Source organism: Amycolatopsis sp. NPDC006125, assembly GCF_040614195.1.
Lineage (GTDB): Bacteria > Actinomycetota > Actinomycetes > Mycobacteriales > Pseudonocardiaceae > Amycolatopsis_E > Amycolatopsis_E tucumanensis.
The window spans coordinates 58,190-75,961 of record NZ_JBEXTZ010000033.1 but is presented as its reverse complement, the minus strand read 5'-3'; the positions used below and the strand labels follow the sequence as shown (position 1 = coordinate 75,961).

Annotated in this window: 16 protein-coding genes and 1 rRNA gene; 12 read left to right on the top strand and 5 right to left on the bottom strand. The window is 70.1% G+C overall.

The window, feature by feature from the left end; translation table 11 throughout:
- The 4 genes from rrf to ABZ193_RS18915 all read left to right on the top strand — a co-directional run.
- Positions 1–95 (top strand): 5S ribosomal RNA (rrf, locus tag ABZ193_RS18930); the annotation flags it as partial.
- 88 nt (positions 96–183) lie between these two features.
- On the top strand, positions 184–927 hold the full coding sequence (locus ABZ193_RS18925) for a type 1 glutamine amidotransferase (protein ID WP_237337534.1): 744 nt from the start codon (positions 184–186) through the stop codon (positions 925–927).
- 39 nt (positions 928–966) lie between these two features.
- Positions 967–3,945, top strand: coding sequence for a bifunctional [glutamine synthetase] adenylyltransferase/[glutamine synthetase]-adenylyl-L-tyrosine phosphorylase (locus tag ABZ193_RS18920; protein ID WP_237337535.1), 2,979 nt, complete (start codon positions 967–969; stop codon positions 3,943–3,945).
- A gap of 52 nt (positions 3,946–3,997) precedes the next feature.
- Positions 3,998–4,423: an acyl-CoA thioesterase gene (locus tag ABZ193_RS18915; protein WP_237337536.1), complete on the top strand. Its 426-nt coding sequence runs from the start codon at positions 3,998–4,000 to the stop codon at positions 4,421–4,423.
- Between the two features lie 84 nt (positions 4,424–4,507).
- Here ABZ193_RS18915 and glnA read toward each other — a convergent pair whose 3' ends face one another.
- A complete protein-coding gene (gene glnA / locus ABZ193_RS18910) occupies positions 4,508–5,932 on the bottom strand; it encodes a type I glutamate--ammonia ligase (protein WP_027932281.1) in 1,425 nt (474 codons plus the stop codon).
- A gap of 173 nt (positions 5,933–6,105) precedes the next feature.
- On the opposite strand from glnA, the gene ABZ193_RS18905 reads away from it, so the two are divergent.
- The gene (locus tag ABZ193_RS18905) at positions 6,106–6,579 is read left to right on the top strand and encodes an RDD family protein (protein WP_084506053.1); all 474 of its coding nucleotides are present in this window, start codon (positions 6,106–6,108) and stop codon (positions 6,577–6,579) included.
- 51 nt (positions 6,580–6,630) lie between these two features.
- On the opposite strand, the gene ABZ193_RS18900 is transcribed toward ABZ193_RS18905, so the two are convergent.
- Positions 6,631–7,362, bottom strand: coding sequence for a DUF4191 domain-containing protein (locus tag ABZ193_RS18900; protein ID WP_020417587.1), 732 nt, complete (start codon positions 7,360–7,362; stop codon positions 6,631–6,633).
- 80 nt (positions 7,363–7,442) lie between these two features.
- Between ABZ193_RS18900 and ABZ193_RS18895 the strand changes: the two genes are divergently transcribed.
- The 6 genes from ABZ193_RS18895 to ABZ193_RS18870 all read left to right on the top strand — a co-directional run bounded on the left by ABZ193_RS18895 (position 7,443) and on the right by ABZ193_RS18870 (position 12,981).
- Positions 7,443–9,506: an ATP-dependent DNA helicase UvrD2 gene (locus ABZ193_RS18895; protein ID WP_237337625.1), complete on the top strand. Its 2,064-nt coding sequence runs from the start codon at positions 7,443–7,445 to the stop codon at positions 9,504–9,506.
- Between the two features lie 952 nt (positions 9,507–10,458).
- Positions 10,459–10,695: a hypothetical protein gene (locus ABZ193_RS18890; RefSeq protein WP_237337537.1), complete on the top strand. Its 237-nt coding sequence runs from the start codon at positions 10,459–10,461 to the stop codon at positions 10,693–10,695.
- 118 nt (positions 10,696–10,813) lie between these two features.
- Complete coding sequence (locus ABZ193_RS18885) at positions 10,814–11,215, top strand: WhiB family transcriptional regulator (protein WP_020417590.1); 402 nt, start codon at positions 10,814–10,816, stop codon at positions 11,213–11,215.
- A 77-nt stretch (positions 11,216–11,292) separates the two neighbouring features.
- Positions 11,293–11,466 carry a hypothetical protein gene (locus tag ABZ193_RS18880; RefSeq protein ID WP_237337538.1) on the top strand — a complete coding sequence of 58 codons (174 nt, stop codon included), beginning with the start codon at positions 11,293–11,295 and terminating at the stop codon, positions 11,464–11,466.
- Positions 11,467–11,740: 274 nt separating this feature from the next.
- Entirely contained in the window at positions 11,741–12,805 is a 1,065-nt protein-coding gene (locus tag ABZ193_RS18875; RefSeq protein ID WP_237337539.1) for a class I SAM-dependent methyltransferase, read from the top strand.
- Positions 12,802–12,981: a hypothetical protein gene (locus ABZ193_RS18870; protein WP_084506060.1), complete on the top strand. Its 180-nt coding sequence runs from the start codon at positions 12,802–12,804 to the stop codon at positions 12,979–12,981. Before ABZ193_RS18875 ends, ABZ193_RS18870 begins: the two co-directional genes overlap by 4 nt.
- A gap of 7 nt (positions 12,982–12,988) precedes the next feature.
- Here ABZ193_RS18870 and ABZ193_RS18865 read toward each other — a convergent pair whose 3' ends face one another.
- The 3 genes from ABZ193_RS18865 to ABZ193_RS18855 all read right to left on the bottom strand — a co-directional run bounded on the left by ABZ193_RS18865 (position 12,989) and on the right by ABZ193_RS18855 (position 16,858).
- A complete protein-coding gene (locus tag ABZ193_RS18865; protein ID WP_237337540.1) occupies positions 12,989–13,930 on the bottom strand; it encodes a hypothetical protein in 942 nt (313 codons plus the stop codon).
- A gap of 472 nt (positions 13,931–14,402) precedes the next feature.
- A complete protein-coding gene (locus ABZ193_RS18860) occupies positions 14,403–15,749 on the bottom strand; it encodes an AarF/UbiB family protein (RefSeq protein ID WP_237337626.1) in 1,347 nt (448 codons plus the stop codon).
- Positions 15,746–16,858: a hypothetical protein gene (locus ABZ193_RS18855; protein WP_354710805.1), complete on the bottom strand. Its 1,113-nt coding sequence runs from the start codon at positions 16,856–16,858 to the stop codon at positions 15,746–15,748. Before ABZ193_RS18855 ends, ABZ193_RS18860 begins: the two co-directional genes overlap by 4 nt.
- Positions 16,859–17,024: 166 nt before the next feature.
- Between ABZ193_RS18855 and ABZ193_RS18850 the strand changes: the two genes are divergently transcribed.
- Positions 17,025–17,594 (top strand): M48 family metallopeptidase, encoded by a 570-nt coding sequence (locus tag ABZ193_RS18850; protein WP_027935799.1) that lies wholly within the window; start codon positions 17,025–17,027, stop codon positions 17,592–17,594.
- Positions 17,595–17,772 lie beyond the last annotated feature (178 nt).

Genomic DNA, 17,772 nt, shown 5'->3' with positions numbered 1-17,772 from the left:
AAACGCCCGGTCCCATTCCGAACCCGGAAGCTAAGCCTGCCAGCGCCGATGGTACTGCACCCCCGCGGGTGTGGGAGAGTAGGACACCGCCGAACACAACTTCACAAATAAGCCCAGGGGCTCGGTCGAGAACAGTACGTTCTCCCGAGCCCCTGGGCGTTTTTGTGCCCTTATCCTGGACGCATGACGCGCCTCCTGGTCCTGCAGCCCGACCCGTCCGATCCGATCGGGCCCCTCGGCGACTGGCTCACCGCCGCCGGCGCGGAACTCGACCTCCGGCGTCTGCCCGAGGACCCGCTCCCCGGCACGCTCGACGGTTACCAGGGCCTCGTTTGCCTCGGCGGCGGCATGAACGCCGAAGACGACACCAAGCACCCCTGGCTCGCCGACGTCCGGGCGCTCCTCGCGACCGCGGCCCGCACGAATCTGCCGACGCTCGCGATCTGCCTCGGCGCTCAGCTTCTCGCGGTCGCCACCGGTGGGCGCGTCCAGCCAGGCGATTCCGGTCCCGAGGTCGGGGCGGCTCTCGTCGCCAAGAAGGACGCGGCCTGGACCGATCCGCTGTTCGCCGACCTCCCGCTCATGCAGGACGTCATGCACTTCCACGAGGACGTCATCACCCAGCTGCCCCACGGCGCCGTCCTGCTCGCATCCGCTCCCAAGTACCCCAACCAGGCCTTCCGGCTGCACCGCAGCGCCTACGGCATCCAGTTCCACATCGAGACCACCACCCAGGTCGTCCAGGCCTGGGCCGACGAGGCGCCCCAGATGGCGGCGACCCGCCAGGCGAGCGCGTTCGACACCGAAACCCTGGATCGCAACCACGCCGACATCGCCGAGACCTGGCAGCCCTTTGCCACCAGGTTCGTCCGGCTGGCTGAAGGTGCCGTCGAGAGCGCCCCACCGGCGTCCCTTCCGCTCACTTGATCGACAACGACCGGCCCGACACGGTTACGGTGGACCCTGATGGCAGAGCAGTCACGAGGGGCTGGATCCCCTGCGCGCTACGGCTTCACCGACGACCGCGCCGAGGAGCACCTCCGCGCCGCCGGCTGGTGGACCGACACCGGGCCCGCCCCGGACGCGCTGGACATCCTCGTCGCCCTGTCCCGCAGCGCCGATCCCGACCTGGCGCTGCGCAGCCTCGACCGCATCCGGGAGACCGACGAGCAGGGCTGGCCCGCGCTGACCGCCGCCCTGCGCGACAACCCCACGCTGCGCGGCCGGCTGGTCGGCGTCCTCGGCACGTCGAGCGCGCTCGGTGACTTCCTCGTCGGCCACCCCGGCGAGTGGACGCGTCTCGCCGCCGACAAGTGCACCGACGCCGACTGCTACGCCGACACCATGCTCGACGCCGTCCGCGAGGACGGTGAGATCCGCACGGGCGCCCCGGCGGAGAACGCCCTGCGCACCGCCTACCGCGGTCTGCTCCTCGAGATCGCCGGCACCGACCTCGGCCACCTCGTCGAGGGCAAGCTCGACCGGCCCCGCTACGCGGAAGTCGCCCAGCAGCTCACACTCCTCGCCGAAGCGGCGCTCATCACCGGTCTCGAGATCGCGCAGGCCGAGCAGGCGCCCAAGGGACTCGGTGACACCCGCCTGGCGGTCATCGCCATGGGCAAGTGCGGCGGCCGCGAACTCAACTACGTCAGCGACGTCGACGTCATCTTCGTCGGCGAAGGCGACCTGCAGCTCGCCACCCGTCTGGCCAGCACGATGATGCGGATCGTCGGCAAGGCGTGCTTCGAGGTCGACGCGGCTCTCCGCCCCGAGGGCAAGCAGGGCGCCCTCGTCCGCACGCTCGACGGCCACACCGCCTACTACGCGAAGTGGGCACGCACCTGGGAGTTCCAGGCCCTCCTCAAGGCACGCCCGGTGGCCGGCGACGCCGAACTCGGCAACCAGTACGCCGAGATGGTCACCTCCATGGTGTGGTCGGCTGCCGAGCGGGAGAACTTCGTCGCCGACGTCCAGCAGATGCGCAGGCGGGTCGAGGGGCACGTGCCGTCCGAGCTGGCCGAGCGTGAGCTGAAGCTCGGCCGCGGAGGCCTGCGGGACGTCGAGTTCGCGGTCCAGCTGCTCCAGCTCGTCCACGGCCGGGCCGATCCGAGCCTGCGGTCGCCGTCGACCGTCGAGGCACTGACGGCGCTCGGCTCGGGCGGTTACGTCGGCCGCAGCGACGCGGCGGAGCTGGAGATGTCGTACGAGTTCCTGCGGACGGTCGAGCACCGGCTGCAGCTGCGCCGCCTGCGCCGCACCCACCTGTTCCCGGACTTCAACGACTCGGACGAGCTGCGCGTGCTCGGCCGGGCGATCGGTATCCGTCCCGAGATGGCCCGCGGCGAGGGCGAGATCCTGCTCGTCGAGTTCCGCCGCCACAACCAGCGGATCCGTCGTCTGCACGAGAAGCTGTTCTACCGCCCGCTGCTGCAGTCCGTGGCCAGCGTGTCCACTGAGGACCTCCGCCTCACCACGAAACAAGCCGCGCAACGTCTCGCGGCTCTCGGTTACGCGGCGCCCGACGGCGCGCTGCAGCACATCCGCGCACTCACCTCCGGCGTTTCACGCCGGGCCGCCATCCAGAAGGCGCTGCTCCCCGTCCTGCTCGATCTGCTCGCCGACACCCCGGACCCGGACGGCGGGCTGCTCGCGTACCGGAAGGTGTCCGAGGCGCTGGAGGACACCCCGTGGTACCTGCGGGTGCTGCGAGACGAGGGCGCGGTCGTCGAACGGCTGGCGTCCCTGCTCGGCACCTCGAAGCTGGTACCGGACCTGCTGGTGCGCGCCCCCGAGGTCCTGCAACTGCTCGGCGACCCCGCCCGGCTGACCGGACGGACGCCCGCCGAGGTGGCGAAGTCGCTGCGGGCGACCGTGCGCCGACAGCCCGGGCTCAACGCGGCGGTCGCGGCGGCCCGGTCGTTGCGGCGCCACGAGATCCTGCGCGTCGCCGCGGCCGACCTGCTCGGCCTGCTGGACGTGCGCGAGGTGTGCGAGGCGCTGTCCTCGGTGTGGGTCGCCGTGCTGCAGAGCGCGCTGTCCGCGGCGATCCGCAAGCGCTGCGCCGAACTGGGTGGCGAGGCGGCGAAGATCGCCGTGATCGGCATGGGCCGGCTGGGTGGCGCCGAGCTGGGCTACGGCTCGGACGCCGACGTCCTCTTCGTTTGCGAGCCCGCCGAGGGCGTGTCCGACGGCGACGCTGTGCGCTACGCGTCCTCGGTCGCCGAGACGGTGCGGAAGATGCTGGGCGCCCCGAGCGCGGACCCGCCCCTGCAGGTCGACGCCGACCTGCGGCCGGAGGGTCGTGGCGGTCCGCTGGTGCGCACGCTCGACTCGTACCGGGCGTACTACGCGCGCTGGGGCGAGGTCTGGGAGACGCAGGCGCTGCTGCGCGCCCGGTTCGTCGCCGGTGACGCGGAACTGGGGGAGCGGTTCGTCGAGATGATCGACCCGATCCGTTACCCGGACGGCGGGCTGGACGCGTCGCGCGCCCGCGAGGTGCGGCGGATGAAGGCGCGGGTGGACACCGAGCGGATGCCGCGCGGAGCCGATCCGACCCTGCACACCAAGCTGGGCCGGGGCGGGCTGGCCGACGTCGAGTGGACGGTGCAGCTCTTCCAGTTGCGGCACGCGTTCGAGGTCCCGGACCTGCGGACCACCTCGACACCGCGAGCGCTGGCCGCGCTGGCCGAGGCGGGCCTGGCCGAACCGGAGGACACCGCCTCCCTCACCGAGGCCTGGCTGCTCGCGACCCGGGTGCGCAACGCGGCGATGCTGGTCCGCGGCAAGGCCGTCGACCAGGTGCCGAGCTCGGGCCGCGACCTGGCCGCGGTCGCGCGCATCCTCGGGCAGAGCGCCGACGACGACCCGGGCGAGTTCCTCGACTCCTACCGCCGCACCACGCGGCGGGCGCACGCCGTCGTCGAGAGGCTCTTCTACGAGGCCTGACGTGGCGAACGTCCCAGCCCGCCGCAGCTTGGTCCCGCTTTACAGTGGAACCGTGACTGAGCGCGAACCGTTCCGGGTGGAGATCAAGGTCAGGCACTACGAGCTGGACACGCTCGGCCACCTCAACCACGCCGTGTACCACTCGTACGGCGAGGTCGCCCGCACCGAAGCGTTCGAGCAGGCCGGGGGCGCGGCGCTGCGCGAGCAGAACCTGGCGCCGGTGCTGCTCGAGTCGCACATCGTCTTCCGCAGGGAGATCCGCGCGGGTGAGACCGTGCACGTGGGCTGCGAGGCCAAGTTCGGCACCGGCAAGACGTTCCAGATGATCAACAACATCCACAAGGCGGACGGCACCCTGTCCGCCGAGATCACCTGCACGCTCGGGCTGATGGACCTGGGGCGCCGCAAGCTGGTCGAGGACCCGCGCGGCCACTGCGAACGCGCCGGCCTGGACATATCGGTCCTCACCGCCGAATAACCCCGCCCAAAAAGAACGCCGACGGCGAGGGCGTTTTCCGCTCCTCGCCGCCGGCGCGCTCAGGGTGTTTCTACCCGGTACGAATCACACGTCGTAGTACAGCGCGAACTCGTACGGGTGCGGACGCAGCCGCAGCGGGTCGATCTCGGTCTCGCGCTTCAGCGAGATCCACGTCTCGATGACGTCGGGGGTGAACACGCCGCCCTCGGTGAGGAAGTCGTGGTCGGCCTCGAGGTTGTTCAGCACCTCGTCGAGGGTCGCCGGGACCTGCTTGACGTCCTTGGCCTCCTCCGGCGGAAGCTCGTACAGGTCCTTGTCGATCGGCTCCGGCGGCTCGATCTTGTTCTTGATGCCGTCCAGGCCGGCCATCATCATCGCGGCGAACGCGAGGTACGGGTTGCCGGACGAGTCCGGGCACCGGAACTCGATGCGCTTGGCCTTGGCGTTGGAACCGGTGATCGGAATCCGGACGCAGGCCGAGCGGTTGCGCTGCGAGTACACCAGGCTGACCGGCGCCTCGAAGCCCGGAACCAGGCGGTGGTAGGAGTTCACCGTCGGGTTGGTGAAGGCCAGCAGCGACGGGGCGTGGGCCAGGATGCCGCCGATGTAGTGGCGAGCCATGTCCGACAGGCCGGCGTAACCGGACTCGTCGTAGAACAGCGGCTGGCCGTCCTTCCACAGCGACTGGTGGCAGTGCATGCCCGAACCGTTGTCACCGAACAGCGGCTTCGGCATGAACGTCGCGGTCTTGCCGGCGTTCCACGCGGTGTTCTTCACGATGTACTTGAACAGCTGCAGGTCGTCCGCAGCGTGCAGCAGCGTGTTGAACTTGTAGTTGATCTCGGCCTGGCCGGCGGTGCCCACCTCGTGGTGCGCACGCTCGAGCGTGAAGCCGGAGTTGATCAGCTTCTGGCTGATCTCGTCACGCAGGTCGGCGAAGTGGTCGACCGGCGGAACGGGGAAGTAGCCGCCCTTGAAGCGGGTCTTGTAACCGCGGTTGCCGCCCTCTTCGTCGCGGCCGGTGTTCCACCAGCCCTCGACCGAGTCGATCTCGTGGAAGGAGCCGTTCTCCCGCGAGTCGAAGCGCACCGAGTCGAACACGTAGAACTCGGCCTCGGGGCCGAAGAACACGGTGTCGGCGACGCCGGATTCGGCGATGTACTGCTCGGCCTTGCGCGCGATGTTGCGCGGGTCACGGCTGTACGCCTCGCGGGTGAACGGGTCGTGCACGAAGAAGTTGATGGAGAGGGTCTTCTCCTTGCGGAACGGGTCGATCCGCGCGGTCTCCGGGTCCGGCAGCAGCAGCATGTCGGACTCGTGGATCGACTGGAAGCCGCGCACCGAGGAGCCGTCGAAGGCCAGGCCCTCTTCGAACGCGTCCGCGTCGAACGCCTTCGCAGGGACGGTGAAGTGCTGCATCACACCCGGCAGATCACAGAACCTGACGTCAACGAACTGCACGTCCTCATCTGCGATGAGACGCTGGATATCGTCTGGAGTAGTGGACACCCTCTGTAACTCCTTCATACGCATTGCCGGGGGCAGTACTCTCTTCGGCTCACGCTAAGAGCGCGGTGTTGCCCGACCGTCACCCGTATGTTTCGCGGAGGTTAACGGGCTGGGCGATACCCCCCAGCAGACCAGGGCGGACGTGGCGCACGCCACCGGCCTACCCTGGTCGGGTGGCGAGATGGACCGGTGAGTGGTTGTCCGCACCTCGGCTCGGCGCCGAGGAGCCCCCGCGCTGGCGAGGGGAACGCCTCGGCCTCCCCGAGCAGGGGGTCGGCGCCGTGGCCGGCGGCGGCGCGCGCCTGCTCGGCCTGGTCGTCGACCTGGTCGCCGCGTCCCTGCTGACCTCCCTCTTCGTGCGCCCCGACCTGCAGGACACCGCCGCGATGCAGTCCTACAACCTGTGGGCGGTCGCCGTGTGGGCGATCATCACGATCATCCCGGTCTCGTTCTTCGGGTTCACCCCGGGCATGTTCGTGACCGGCATCCGTGTCGCCCGCCTGGACGGCGCGGGGATGGTCGGGGTGCCCAGGGCGATCGTCCGCGCGGTGCTCACCTTCGTGATCATCCCGGCCGCGATCCGCAACGCCGACGGCCGCAGCTGGCTCGACCGCCTCACCGGGACCGTCGTCATCCGGATGCGCTGACAAAGAGAGAAGGCCCCGACCTGCGTGGTCAGGGCCTTCGTCGTTTCCGGGTCAGCGGCGCTTGATGACGCGCTGCACGCTGCGCATCTTCGCGCCCTGTGGCATCGGGCCCTTCGGCATTGCCGCGCCACCGCGGTTGCCGAGCGCGGCGAGCTTCGCCTCCAGCGCGTCGACCTGCGCCGGGCGGAGGTTGCGCGGCAGCTTCATCATGTGGCTCGACAGGCGGCGCAGCGGGACCTGGCCCTCCTCGTTGCCGACCACGACCTCGTAGATCGGGGTGTCGCCGACCAGGCGGGCCACGCGCTTCTTCTCCTGCGAGAGCAGGTTGCGCACGCGGTGCGGGGCGCCCTCACCGACCAGCACGACACCCGGGCCGCCGAGCACGCGGTGCACGGCGTCGAGCTGCGTGGTCGCGGCGACCGTCTGGGTGACCTTCCAGCGGCCGCGCAGGTTGTCCAGCGCCCAGCCCGCGGCTCCGGGCTGGCCCTCGGCCTTCGCGAACACCGTGCGCTGCACCCGGCGGCCGAAGATGATCACCGCGGCGAGCACGCCGAGGACGATGCCCAGCGGCAACAGGACCCACAGCATGTCGAGCAGCAGCCCGACCACTACGAAGACGCCGGCCACGACCAGGAACGCGCCGAGCATCCACGGGAGGAGCGCCTTGTCCTCCCGGCGCTGCATCTTGAACGCTTCCCAAATCTGACCGCGCCGGGCCTTGCTCGCGGCGCGCCGTTCCCGCTTGGCCTGCTTGGCAGCCTCTTTGTCCTGCTTTCCCGCCATATGAACCAGGATACGGCCGGGCAGGGCGACGCGATCCTGTCGGTCCCCTCTGCGAGGATGCCGGGGTGGCTAGCGCACCTGTGACCAAGTCCCCGACGGGCCTGTTGGACGGGCTGGACCCCGAGCAGCGTGCCGCCGCGGCAGCCCCGCGCGGGCCGGTCTGCGTCCTGGCCGGCGCGGGCACCGGCAAGACGCGCACCATCACCCACCGCATCGCGCACCTGATCGCGTCCGGGCACGTTTCCGCAGGTCAGGTGCTCGCGGTCACGTTCACCGCACGCGCGGCGGGGGAGATGCGGACGAGGCTGCGCGCGCTGGGCGTCGACGGCGCCCAGGCGCTGACGTTCCACGCGGCGGCGCGGCGGCAGCTGCGGTACTTCTGGCCGCGCGTGGTGGGCGACCGGATGTGGGACCTGCTCGACGGCAAGCTGCGGCTGGTCGCCCAGGCGGCGCAGCGCTCGCGGGTCAGCACCGACACGGAGATCCTGCGGGACATCGCGAGCGAGATCGAGTGGGCGAAGGCGTCGCTGATCAGCCCGGAGGACTACCCGGCGCAGGCCGCGCGGCTGCAGCGGGACACGCCGATGCAGGCCGCGCAGGTGGCCGAGGTGTACCGCAAGTACGAAGAGGTCAAGAACGCGGCGCGGATGCTCGACTTCGACGACCTCCTGCTGCACACGACGGCCGCGCTGGAGGACAACGCGGACGTCGCGCGCGAGTTCCGCGACCGGTACCGGTGCTTCGTCGTCGACGAGTACCAGGACGTCACCCCGTTGCAGCAGCGGCTGCTGGACGCGTGGCTCGGCGGGCGTGACGACATCACCGTGGTCGGGGACGCGAACCAGACCATCTACTCGTTCGGCGGGGCGTCGCCGCGGCCGCTGCTGGACTTCACGCGGCGGTTCCCGGAGGCGACGGTGGTGCGGCTGGAGCGGGACTACCGGTCCACGCCGCAGGTGGTCGAGCTGGCGAACAAGGTGATCGGCGCCGCGCGGGGGCGGCCGGCGGGGTCGCGGCTCAAGCTGATCGGGCAGCGCCCGGACGGCCCGGAGCCGCGGTTCGCGGAGTTCGACGACGAGCCGACGGAGGCGGGCGCGGTCGCCGGGCGGGTGCGGCAGCTGCTGGACGCGGGTTTGCCTGCGAGCGAGATCGCGATCCTGTACCGGGTCAACGCGCAGTCGGAGGTGTACGAGCAGGCGCTGACGGACCTGGAGATCCCGTACCTGGTGCGTGGCGGTGAGCGGTTCTTCGAGCGGCGGGAGATCCGGCAGGCGATGGTCTCGCTCCGGACGGCCGCGGCGGATCCGCCCGCGGGTGATCTGGTGACCGCGGTCCGTTCGGTGCTGGCTCGCGTCGGCCTGACGGAGCAGCCGCCGTCGGGCGGGGCGGCGAAGGAGCGGTGGGACGCGCTGCTGGCGCTGGTGGAGCTGGCCGAGGAGCTGGCGGCGTCGGTGGAGGGCGCGTCGATGGGCCGGTACGTCGCGGAGCTGGAGCAGCGCGCGGCGGCGCAGCACCCGCCGACGGTCGAGGGGGTGACGCTGGCGTCGTTGCACGCGGCGAAGGGCCTGGAGTGGGACGCGGTGTTCCTGGTGGGGCTCGCCGAGGGCACGATGCCGATCCAGCGCGCCGACGGCGACGAGGCGGCGATCGAGGAGGAGCGCAGGCTCTTTTATGTCGGGGTGACGCGGGCGCGGGAGCACCTGTGGTTGTCGTGGTCGCTGTCGCGCCACCCCGGCGGGCGAAGGCACCGCCGCCGCAGCCGGTTCCTGTACGGCCTGATCCCGGAGGAACACCCGACGGCGCGGGTGCCCCGCCGCGCGGCGACCACGAGGACGAAGCCGAGCTGCCGCATGTGCGGCGAGCAGCTGGCGAACACGCTGGAGGTGAAGCTGGGACGCTGCGCCCGCTGCCCGAGCGACCTCGACGAGGGCTTGCTGACGCGGCTGAAGGAGTGGCGAGCCGAGCGAGCGCGCGAGCTGAAGGTGCCGCCGTTCGTCGTCTTCACGGACGCCACGCTGGTCGCGATAGCCGAACAACGCCCCGACGACCAGCGCGGCCTGGTCGCGATCTCCGGCATCGGCCCGACAAAGGTGCAACGCTTCGGCGACGAGGTCCTGTCCCTCCTCCGCGGCGAGCACGCCTGATCGGTTGTCCCGGTGGGGGACCGCTTCTGGTCGGTTGTGCGGCGGCGTTGCCGCTCCTGCCGAACGCGCTCGCCAAGGCGCGACTCCTGCCCCTCGCCTACCGAGACGGCTCCGTATGACACTTGCGTGTCGGGCGGCGGTTGCATGCCGGGCGGGAGTTGCGTGTCGGGCGGGAGTTGCGTGTCGGGCGGGAGTTGCGTGTCGGGCGGCGGTTGCGTGTCGGGCGGGAGTTGCGTGTCGGGCGGCGGTTGCATGTCGGGCGGCGGTTGCGTGCCGGGCGGCGGTTGCGTGCCGGGCGGCGGTTGCATGCCGGGCGGGAGTTGCGTGCTGGGCGGCGGTTGCGTGCCGGGCGGCGGTTGCATGCCGGGGCGGCCGGTCGTGCTCGGTTGCGCGGCGGGCGACCCGTGCCGGTCTGGCCGAATCCACAGCGGTCACGGGCCGCCACCAGCCCTGTTGATCGCCTCAGCGATCGGCCCGTTAGGGACGTCTAGACCACCGGGGTAGCGGATTTCGCTGTTCCGGCCGGTTCCTGGCGGAGCGTGCCGGTTCGTCGCGTCGCCTGGGTTCGCCGGGCAACTGTGGCCTGCCGTTCCGCCGGGCGGCCGTGAGCTCGGTCAGCAGCCTGTGCCGCGCAAACACCTCGCGCGCTCGCCCCGAACTGGCTAACCTGGCTCTCCGGAACGATCGCACTGGGTGGTGCTCTCGTCACAGTGATCATCGGTGGTGGTGAGGGCAGACAGGGGCAGGACCGCTTGACCGCGTCGAAGGGCCGCTTCGCGCGGCGGAACCGCTGCTCAGGGACGATCTTCGTCGTCCGGGAAAGTTCTGCGAAAAATGAGTTGCCCCACCTCGGGCAGGGGCAATAGCCTGCATGAGCGGGTGAAGAGCGCCCGCGAAGCGAACGCCCGTCGCCCGCCGGCGATGAGCGAAGGACGAGAGGAGGTGCTGGGACGTGAACATTTCGACGACGGTCACGCAGCCTGGCATCGCTCTGCCCTTCGCCCGTTCGGCGATGGCTTGCGCGAACGGCTGGGGCGTCGGCACTGCCGATGTCGCTCTGCCGATCCTCGCCCGGCTGCGTGACCGCTTCGACGGGACCCGTGTGTCCGCCGTCAAGCCGGCGTACGTCCCGACCGACAAGCAGACCCGACTCCACGTTCCGCTGGCTCCACCGGAGCTCAGACTCTGACCCCCAGTCAGGGAGACAGGCTCACGAGGGCCGCGGAACCGAGTTTCGGATCCGCGGCCCTCGTGTTTTTGTACCACCTCACAACCGAAGAACCGTTACTACACAAAGGAGAACGGGAATGTCATCGGCAATCGCCTTCGCGTCAGAGAAGGCGTTACCCGACGAACTCGCCCTTTCGGGATCCGGAATCGGTGAGCTTTTCGATGCCGTGGCCTCGCCGGATGCCGACCTGCCCTGCAGGTCCGGCGACGCCGATCTGTGGTTCGCGGAGTCACCGGCGGATCTGGAGCTGGCCAAGAGCCGGTGCGCCGAATGTCCGATCCGGAGTGCGTGCCTGTCCGGCGCGCTCGCCCGGCGGGAGCCCTGGGGGGTCTGGGGAGGCGAGATCTTCGAGCGCGGTGCCGTGGTCGCGCGCAAGCGGCCGCGGGGACGTCCTCGTAAGAACCCGGTGGAAACGCCCGTCGCGGAGAAGCGCATCGAGCGCCGCAACCGCACTGACCAGCAGAGTGCAGCCGCATGAGTACTGAAGCCCCCTTCGTTCCCGTGTCGTGGACGAAGCATCCGAGCACGCCGCGCCCCCGCGCCGGGGTCGCGCCCATGACCAAGGAGATCACCCGAATGTTGCTCAACGAAGAACTGGCGAGAGCACGAATACAGGACCTGCACGACGACGTCCGCCCGCGATCGGCGCGCACCAACGCGCGCGCCGCCCGCCGGTGGGACCGGGTGGCCCGCTGGGCTTCCCGCCGCGCAGGCCGGTATCGCGCCTAGCCGATCATCGACACCGCTCCAAGCGGTTCGTCACGCCCATCGGCTCCTTGGCCCGGTGGTGTTTCGAGGAAGGCTCTCGAACACCACCGGGCCTGACGCCGTTGGGCATCCATCTCAATGACCGCCCAGCGGTGGCTGGAGCTTCGCCGCATCCAGCCACCACTGCGGCGGTGCTCCATGCCGCGTCGATGTGCCTCGAAACGCACCAACCATCCGGCAGGCGGCCGATCTGAAACGGCGGCGAGCGACGGTACGCCGGTGTTGAATGACCGGTATGGCCGCACACACGCACGATCACATCGACTGGGCCGAGCGGATCCCGGCGTTGCGCCGTGCCGACGAGCTTCATGCAGCAACCCACGCGGGAATCGCCGCCGGCCTGGTCGATCGCGTCGGCCCGCAGCCGGTGATCGTCGACGTAGGTAGTGGCGCTGGCGGGATGAGTGCGGCCTTTGCCGTGGAGTTGGCCCACCGCGGCGGCGGCACCCTCGTTCTCGTCGACGCCGTTCCCGAGCTGCTCGAGGTGGCCGAGGCCACCGCCAGCGCGGCCATCGAGCGGGCGAATGCGAAACACCCTGGTCGGGTGGACCTGGAGAGCCCTGCAGCCGGTACGCAACGCGAGCCCTCAGCTGCACAGCAACAGGTCGAACTCGAGCAAGCGCAAGCCGAGCTGGCGGGGAGTGCCGTGGCTGCGACTGTGGGTCGCGCCCACCCCGGACCCGAGGCTGTTTCCAACGCCGCGTTCGCCGGGCATGTCTCGATCGAGAGCATCCGAGCGGACGTCGCGTCGGTGGACCTCGCTCAGCTCCTCCAGCCTGCGGACCTGGTCTGGGCCGCCTCGATGGTGCATCACCTCCCTGATCAGCAAGCCGGAATCGCCGGCCTGGTCACTGCTCTCAAGCCGGGCGGAACGCTCGCCCTGGCTGAGGGGAGCCCGCCCACCTACTGTCTGCCCTGGGATCTGGGCATCGGCGAACCGGGTTTGGAACGCCGTCTGCTGGCAGCCCGCGACCATTCGTTCGGAGAAATGCGTGCCGGAATGCCGGGCTCGGTCCGGATGCCCTACGGCTGGTACACCGCCCTCCGGAAAGCGGGATTGGAGCAAGTCGGCTCTTTCAGTCGTCTTGTCGACCTGCCTGCCCCTCCCAGCGAGGTCGTTCGCAATTACGTGATCGAACACATCGCCTGGCTCGCCTCGGACGCCGACGAGCTGGTGACGCAGGAAGATCGGGACGTCCTGCGCCGTCTCCTGGATCCAGCGGATCCCGAGTACCTGGGCAACCGCGAGGACATCTACGTGCTCGGAACGCAGACAGTCCACTTCGGATCCCGCCGATGACTGAGCCGGTTTCCTGTTCCCGCTGCGGCACTCGACGGAAGCCCGACGAGGACCCGCTGGAAACACTGGCGTGGGTCAGCGACCGTGAGGGCGGTGCTCTGCGCTGGCTGTGTCCCCGATGTGCTCGTGAGCACGTCCGTGACATCGAGGGGAAGCTTCCACCCGAATACTGGTGACTGCTCGTCATACCGCCACCTCCTTCAGCGCCTGGACCCTCGGCCGCCTGCGGCGAGCTGCCGCGGCGAACGCGCTCGTGAGTTCCCGCGCGACTGCCATCGCGTCACCGCGCAGACGGCTGGGGGTGGTGTGGACCAGCATCACCCCGGCACCGGTGAGCGGCAGGTGGCTCGTTGCCGGACGCTCCGGGCAGGTGGCGGCGGGATCGAGGACCCAGCCCAAGGCGACTTCGTCCCACCAGGCGTCGACCACGCCGAGCCGGCGTCCGGCCGAGTCGCAGATGGTCACGTTCCAGATCGGCGGCGGTACTGGGACACCGCCCAGCAGTTCCCGTGCCACACCCTGCTGATAGGTGTCGCGGAGAGAACCCAGACTGCGCAGGGTTTGGCGGACCGCGGATGTTCCGCGTTGGTTGCCTGCGTCGACCTCGTCACGCAACTGTTCGGCACTGCAGAGCCCGTAGTAGACCGGCAGCGTGAGCAGGCGCCTGAGCCTGTCCGGATCGGTCTCGTGCCTGGCGAGATCAACGGTGGCGCGGGCGGGCGGAGCGAACGGCAGCCCGTCCACGATGACCGGCTCGGGGAGGCGGGACGTGCGGTCGAGCCAGGTGAATTCGTGCGAGGCGATCCGGCGTCCGATCGGGATCAGGACGTGGACGCGCCGGGACGGTGACAGCGGAATGCCCTGAGCCTGCAACGCATCCGTGCCGCTGATCACCGCGTCCGGACCGGCGTGGTAGATCGCCGCGCGGAGTTGTTGATCCCGGCTGGGTTCTCGGTTGCTCAACAGGATCACGCCTGGCAGGAGCCTGCGCCACGGGCCCCCCGGACGGCACCGGGACGAGATGACGTGCTGGCTCAGGCCCGCTCGGCGCAGGCGCAGGCTGGTGGTGACGTCTTCACCCGGCGCCGACTCACACGCTGGTGTTGCGCTGATGGTTTCGGTCATGGGATCAGCGTCGCGCTGGAAATGAGGCAGGGGAAGACGTTGCGGGGAACTGTGGACAACTCGGTGGTGCGACTGGTCATCTCATGCAGTTATCGAAGAAATTGTGGATAACTGGCGCTCCTGACGGCCCACGGAACCCACGTCGGCAGAAGTTTGCGGCATGGTGGGTGTTGCGGCGGGACAAGCAGGACAGGGGACAGGCTGCGCGGAAGCTCGGTCCGCGTGGCGACGGAAACTGCCCCCTGGCACGTACACGATGACGAGGAGGTGGCAGCCGACATAGCGATGTTCGGGCCGAATTAGCGCGCATACCTTGCGCGAGGCACAAAATTGGCAAGAGAGGGCGCGTGTTGTGAGGAAAACACGAGGGCTCAGCGCAATGGCCGGGGCGCAGATGTCTGCAACGTCAGGGGCCCGCGCGAGAGCGCCGTACCCCTGACGTCCGGACGAGGAACGAAAGAGGAGGTGAGGCTCAGTCGGCGAAGCCGGGCTGCCAGCGTTCCACGATCCCTCGGGCTGGGATCTCCGCGTCGAGCTGGCACAGGATTCCCGTCGACCCTGCTGTGACGCGGTGAATCAGCAGGTACTCCGGCGGGAGGTTCAGTGACCGGCCGGTGCGGAAATCGCGGCCACGGGTGTCGCCGACCCGCATCGCCTGGCGTTGCATCCAGCGGCGCGTGAAGTGGAAGCGCTCGTTGGCGAGCGGCTCGGTGAACGGGGCCAGGTAGGCGAGAACGTCGTCGGCGCTGAGGTCCGTGCCAGGCCGGATGAAGCCGGCGGAACGCAGCAACTCCATGAGTTCGGTGGAGCGGTGATCGAGGGCAAGACGGGTCATCTCGCCCAACTGGCGAGGGATGCCGTGCGGTAGGCGGGCCACTGCGCCGAAGTCGATCACGGCGAGACGGCCGTCGTCCAGCAACATGAAGTTGCCCGGATGCGGGTCGGAATGCAACAGCTTCGTCCGGGCCGGTGACGAGAAGTGGAACTCGGCCAGGAGCGCGCCGACGTGGTTGCGGGTTTCCGCGTCCGCGCCGGCGATGATCTTGGCGAGAGGGGTGCCGGTTACCCACTCCGTCACGAGCACCTTCGGCGCGCTCGCGACCACCTTCGGCACCAGCACCTTGTCGTCGCCGTCGAAGGCCTTCGCGAACTCGCGCTGGCTGTCGGCTTCGCCGCGGTAGTCAAGCTCCTCGTCCATCCGCGCGGACAGTTCGGCAAGCAGCGGCTTGACCTCGGTGCCCGGCAGGAGCGCCTGGAAGAGCCTGCTGAACCGCTGCAGCTGCCGCAGGTCGCTGCGCAGCGCCTCGTCGGCGCCGGGGTACTGGACCTTGACCGCCACCTCGCGACCGTCGTGCCACACCCCCCGGTGCACCTGACCGATGCTGGCCGACGCGGTGGGGGCGTCGTCGAACTCCCGGAACCGCGTCTCCCACGACCGGCCCAGTTGCTCGGCCAGGACACGCCGGGTCTGGCGGGCCGGCATCGGCGGCGCGGCGGCCTGGAGGCGGGTCAGCGCGTCCCGGTATGGGGCGGCGAGCTCGTCGGGCACGGCCGCCTCGAAGACGCTCAAGGTCTGGCCGAACTTCATCGCGCCGCCCTTGAGCGTGCCGAGCACCTCGAACAGCTGCTCGGCAGCCTTCGCCGACAGGTTCGCGTTGACTTCTTCCGCGCTCTGACCGGTCAGCCGACGTCCCCAGCCGCCGACCGCCCGCCCCGCGATTCCGAGCGGCAGGCTCGCGAGCTTCGCGGCGCGGGCGGCGGTGCGGCGGGGAATCCCGGGATCGGCACGGTCGTCGGTCTCTTCGGGAAAGTCGGTCACTCCTGCGATTGTGCCTTGTCGACCATGTCTTCCGCAGCCATCGGCGCTTGCGCGTTGCTGACCAGCGGTTCCGGGCGTGCCCCGCAGGTGCAGGCCGGGTTCGGCGGCCACGGGCGGTGGTAGACCGTGCAGTCGTAGGGGTCGATTTCCATCGTCGTGTTCCAGCCGGGCGGAACCCCGTCGGCCGGTCCGAGAGCCCGGAGCACCTGACCGGTCGCCAGGGCGGCGGTCGCCTGCACCGTAGTCAGGTCGGCCTGCTGGCTGCGGCCGGCGAGCTGCCCCGCGACCGTGGGCCAGCGGTCGTCCATCGAGCGGCGGATGAGGTCCGCGCACGCCAGGCAGCTGCTCCGCCCGGGTTCGACGAGCGGCCCCACGATCCCGATGCCTTCCCGCACGCGCACCGCCAAGTGCGGCACCCGCTCGTGCATCAGCTGCCGGACCAGTTCGGGCGCGGGGACGATGGCGTCGGCGAGCACGGCGAGTTCCGGAAGCCGCCCGTCGCGCAGACGGCGGGTCACGGTCGCGGGGTTTGCCCGCCGTACGGCATCGGCCGCCGCGGCGGAGCGGGACCGGCCGATGTCGGCGTCGGTGTAGCCGCTGCCGGTGTCGTGCTCGGTGACGTTGCCCGCGGCCTCGACGCACACCTGCCCCACTCCCGTGGTTGCGAGCAGCACCGCGATAGCCACCGTCAGCCGCCCCGAGCCGAAGAGCACGACGGCGCTATGGCGGCGCCGGGCGACGGTCTCGCTGTGGCGGTGCCCGGTCGACAGGGACCACAGGCCGGCCTCGCTGGCGGCGCGGTTGTAGGCGGACGGCGGCCACGCTTCCTCGACGAGTCCGAGCCGGGTCAGGTTCGCGACGATGTCGCGGAGGATTTCGACGTGTTCGCTCTTGGCGAGCGCGAGCAGGCTCTCCAGCCGGAGGCTGCCGTCGAGCCGGTGCAGAGCGTCCACCAGGTCGGGCGGCAGGTCCTTGGCCACCATGGCGTGCCTGGGGTCGAGGCCGAACTGGACCTCGCCCGGACCGCGGTCGAAGACCTCGAGGCCCGGCCGCAGCCAGGGACGTTCGGGCAGGAAGACCGTGTGCTGACTTGTGCTTGTGTCCGTCATGGAGCACAGAGTGACGGAAGGTGGCTAAGAATCCGCTAACCAAGATCGCGAGTTATCCACAGGTGGGCCATGATGTGGATAACTCGGGCCTTCTCGAAGTCGGCTCTCCCGAGTTGTCGGCCCCTGGCTTTACCGTGGACGGGTGGCGAACGCACGGGTGCCCTCTTTGAGGAACCGGGACAACACCGGGCAGTCATCGAACCCGCAGCTCAAGGTCGAAGTACGGCGTAGTGCACGAAGAAGGCGGACGGTCAGCGCGTACCGGGACGGCGACACCCTCGTGGTGCTCATCCCGGCGAGCATGAGCCGAGCCGAGGAAAAACACTGGGTGGCCGAGATGGAGCGCAAGCTCCAGCGCACGGAGACCAAGCGGGCGTCTCCGGCGCGTGAATCGGATGCCGCACTGCTCGCGCGGTGCGCGCAGCTGTCAGCGCGATACCTCGACCGGCAGGCGTTGCCGGCGAGCGTCCGCTGGGTCCCGCCGATGCGCACCAGGTGGGCTTCATGCACGCCGGCGGACCGGACGATCCGAGTGAGTGACAGGTTGCAGAACGTGCCCGCGTGGGTGCTGGATTACGTGCTGGTGCACGAGCTGGCGCACCTGCGGGTGGCGGCGCACAACGCCGAGTTCTGGGAGCTGGTCCGGCGCTACCCGAAGACCGAGCGGGCGATCGGCTACCTCGAGGGCCTGTCCGCGGCGGCCGGCTGGGGGATCAGCGAGCTGGACGAGGACTGAGGAACGCCGCTCGGGGCCCCGCGACTTCGGCGGGGCCCCCGAGCCGGCGAGGGAGGTTGGCACGACGGCCTGGTCCCGTCGCGAGCGGTGCCGGGGTGTGGCGTCGAGCTGGGCTCGCGGCGATGGCGGTCTCCACGGTCGGGGGCGCCCACGGTCGTGTGGGGTTGGAGCTTGCGAG

Bases quoted from the DNA above. Each gene is read 5' to 3' on its own strand.
- ABZ193_RS18925 (WP_237337534.1), top strand. From the start codon at position 184: ATGACGCGCCTCCTGGTCCTGCAGCCCGACCCGTCCGATCCGATCGGG.
- ABZ193_RS18920 (WP_237337535.1), top strand. From the start codon at position 967: ATGGCAGAGCAGTCACGAGGGGCTGGATCCCCTGCGCGCTACGGCTTC.
- ABZ193_RS18900 (WP_020417587.1), bottom strand. From the start codon at position 7,362: ATGGCGGGAAAGCAGGACAAAGAGGCTGCCAAGCAGGCCAAGCGGGAA.
- ABZ193_RS18885 (WP_020417590.1), top strand. From the start codon at position 10,814: ATGTCATCGGCAATCGCCTTCGCGTCAGAGAAGGCGTTACCCGACGAA.
- ABZ193_RS18880 (WP_237337538.1), top strand. From the start codon at position 11,293: ATGACCAAGGAGATCACCCGAATGTTGCTCAACGAAGAACTGGCGAGA.
- ABZ193_RS18875 (WP_237337539.1), top strand. From the start codon at position 11,741: ATGGCCGCACACACGCACGATCACATCGACTGGGCCGAGCGGATCCCG.
- ABZ193_RS18870 (WP_084506060.1), top strand. From the start codon at position 12,802: ATGACTGAGCCGGTTTCCTGTTCCCGCTGCGGCACTCGACGGAAGCCC.
- ABZ193_RS18865 (WP_237337540.1), bottom strand. From the start codon at position 13,930: ATGACCGAAACCATCAGCGCAACACCAGCGTGTGAGTCGGCGCCGGGT.
- ABZ193_RS18855 (WP_354710805.1), bottom strand. From the start codon at position 16,858: ATGACGGACACAAGCACAAGTCAGCACACGGTCTTCCTGCCCGAACGT.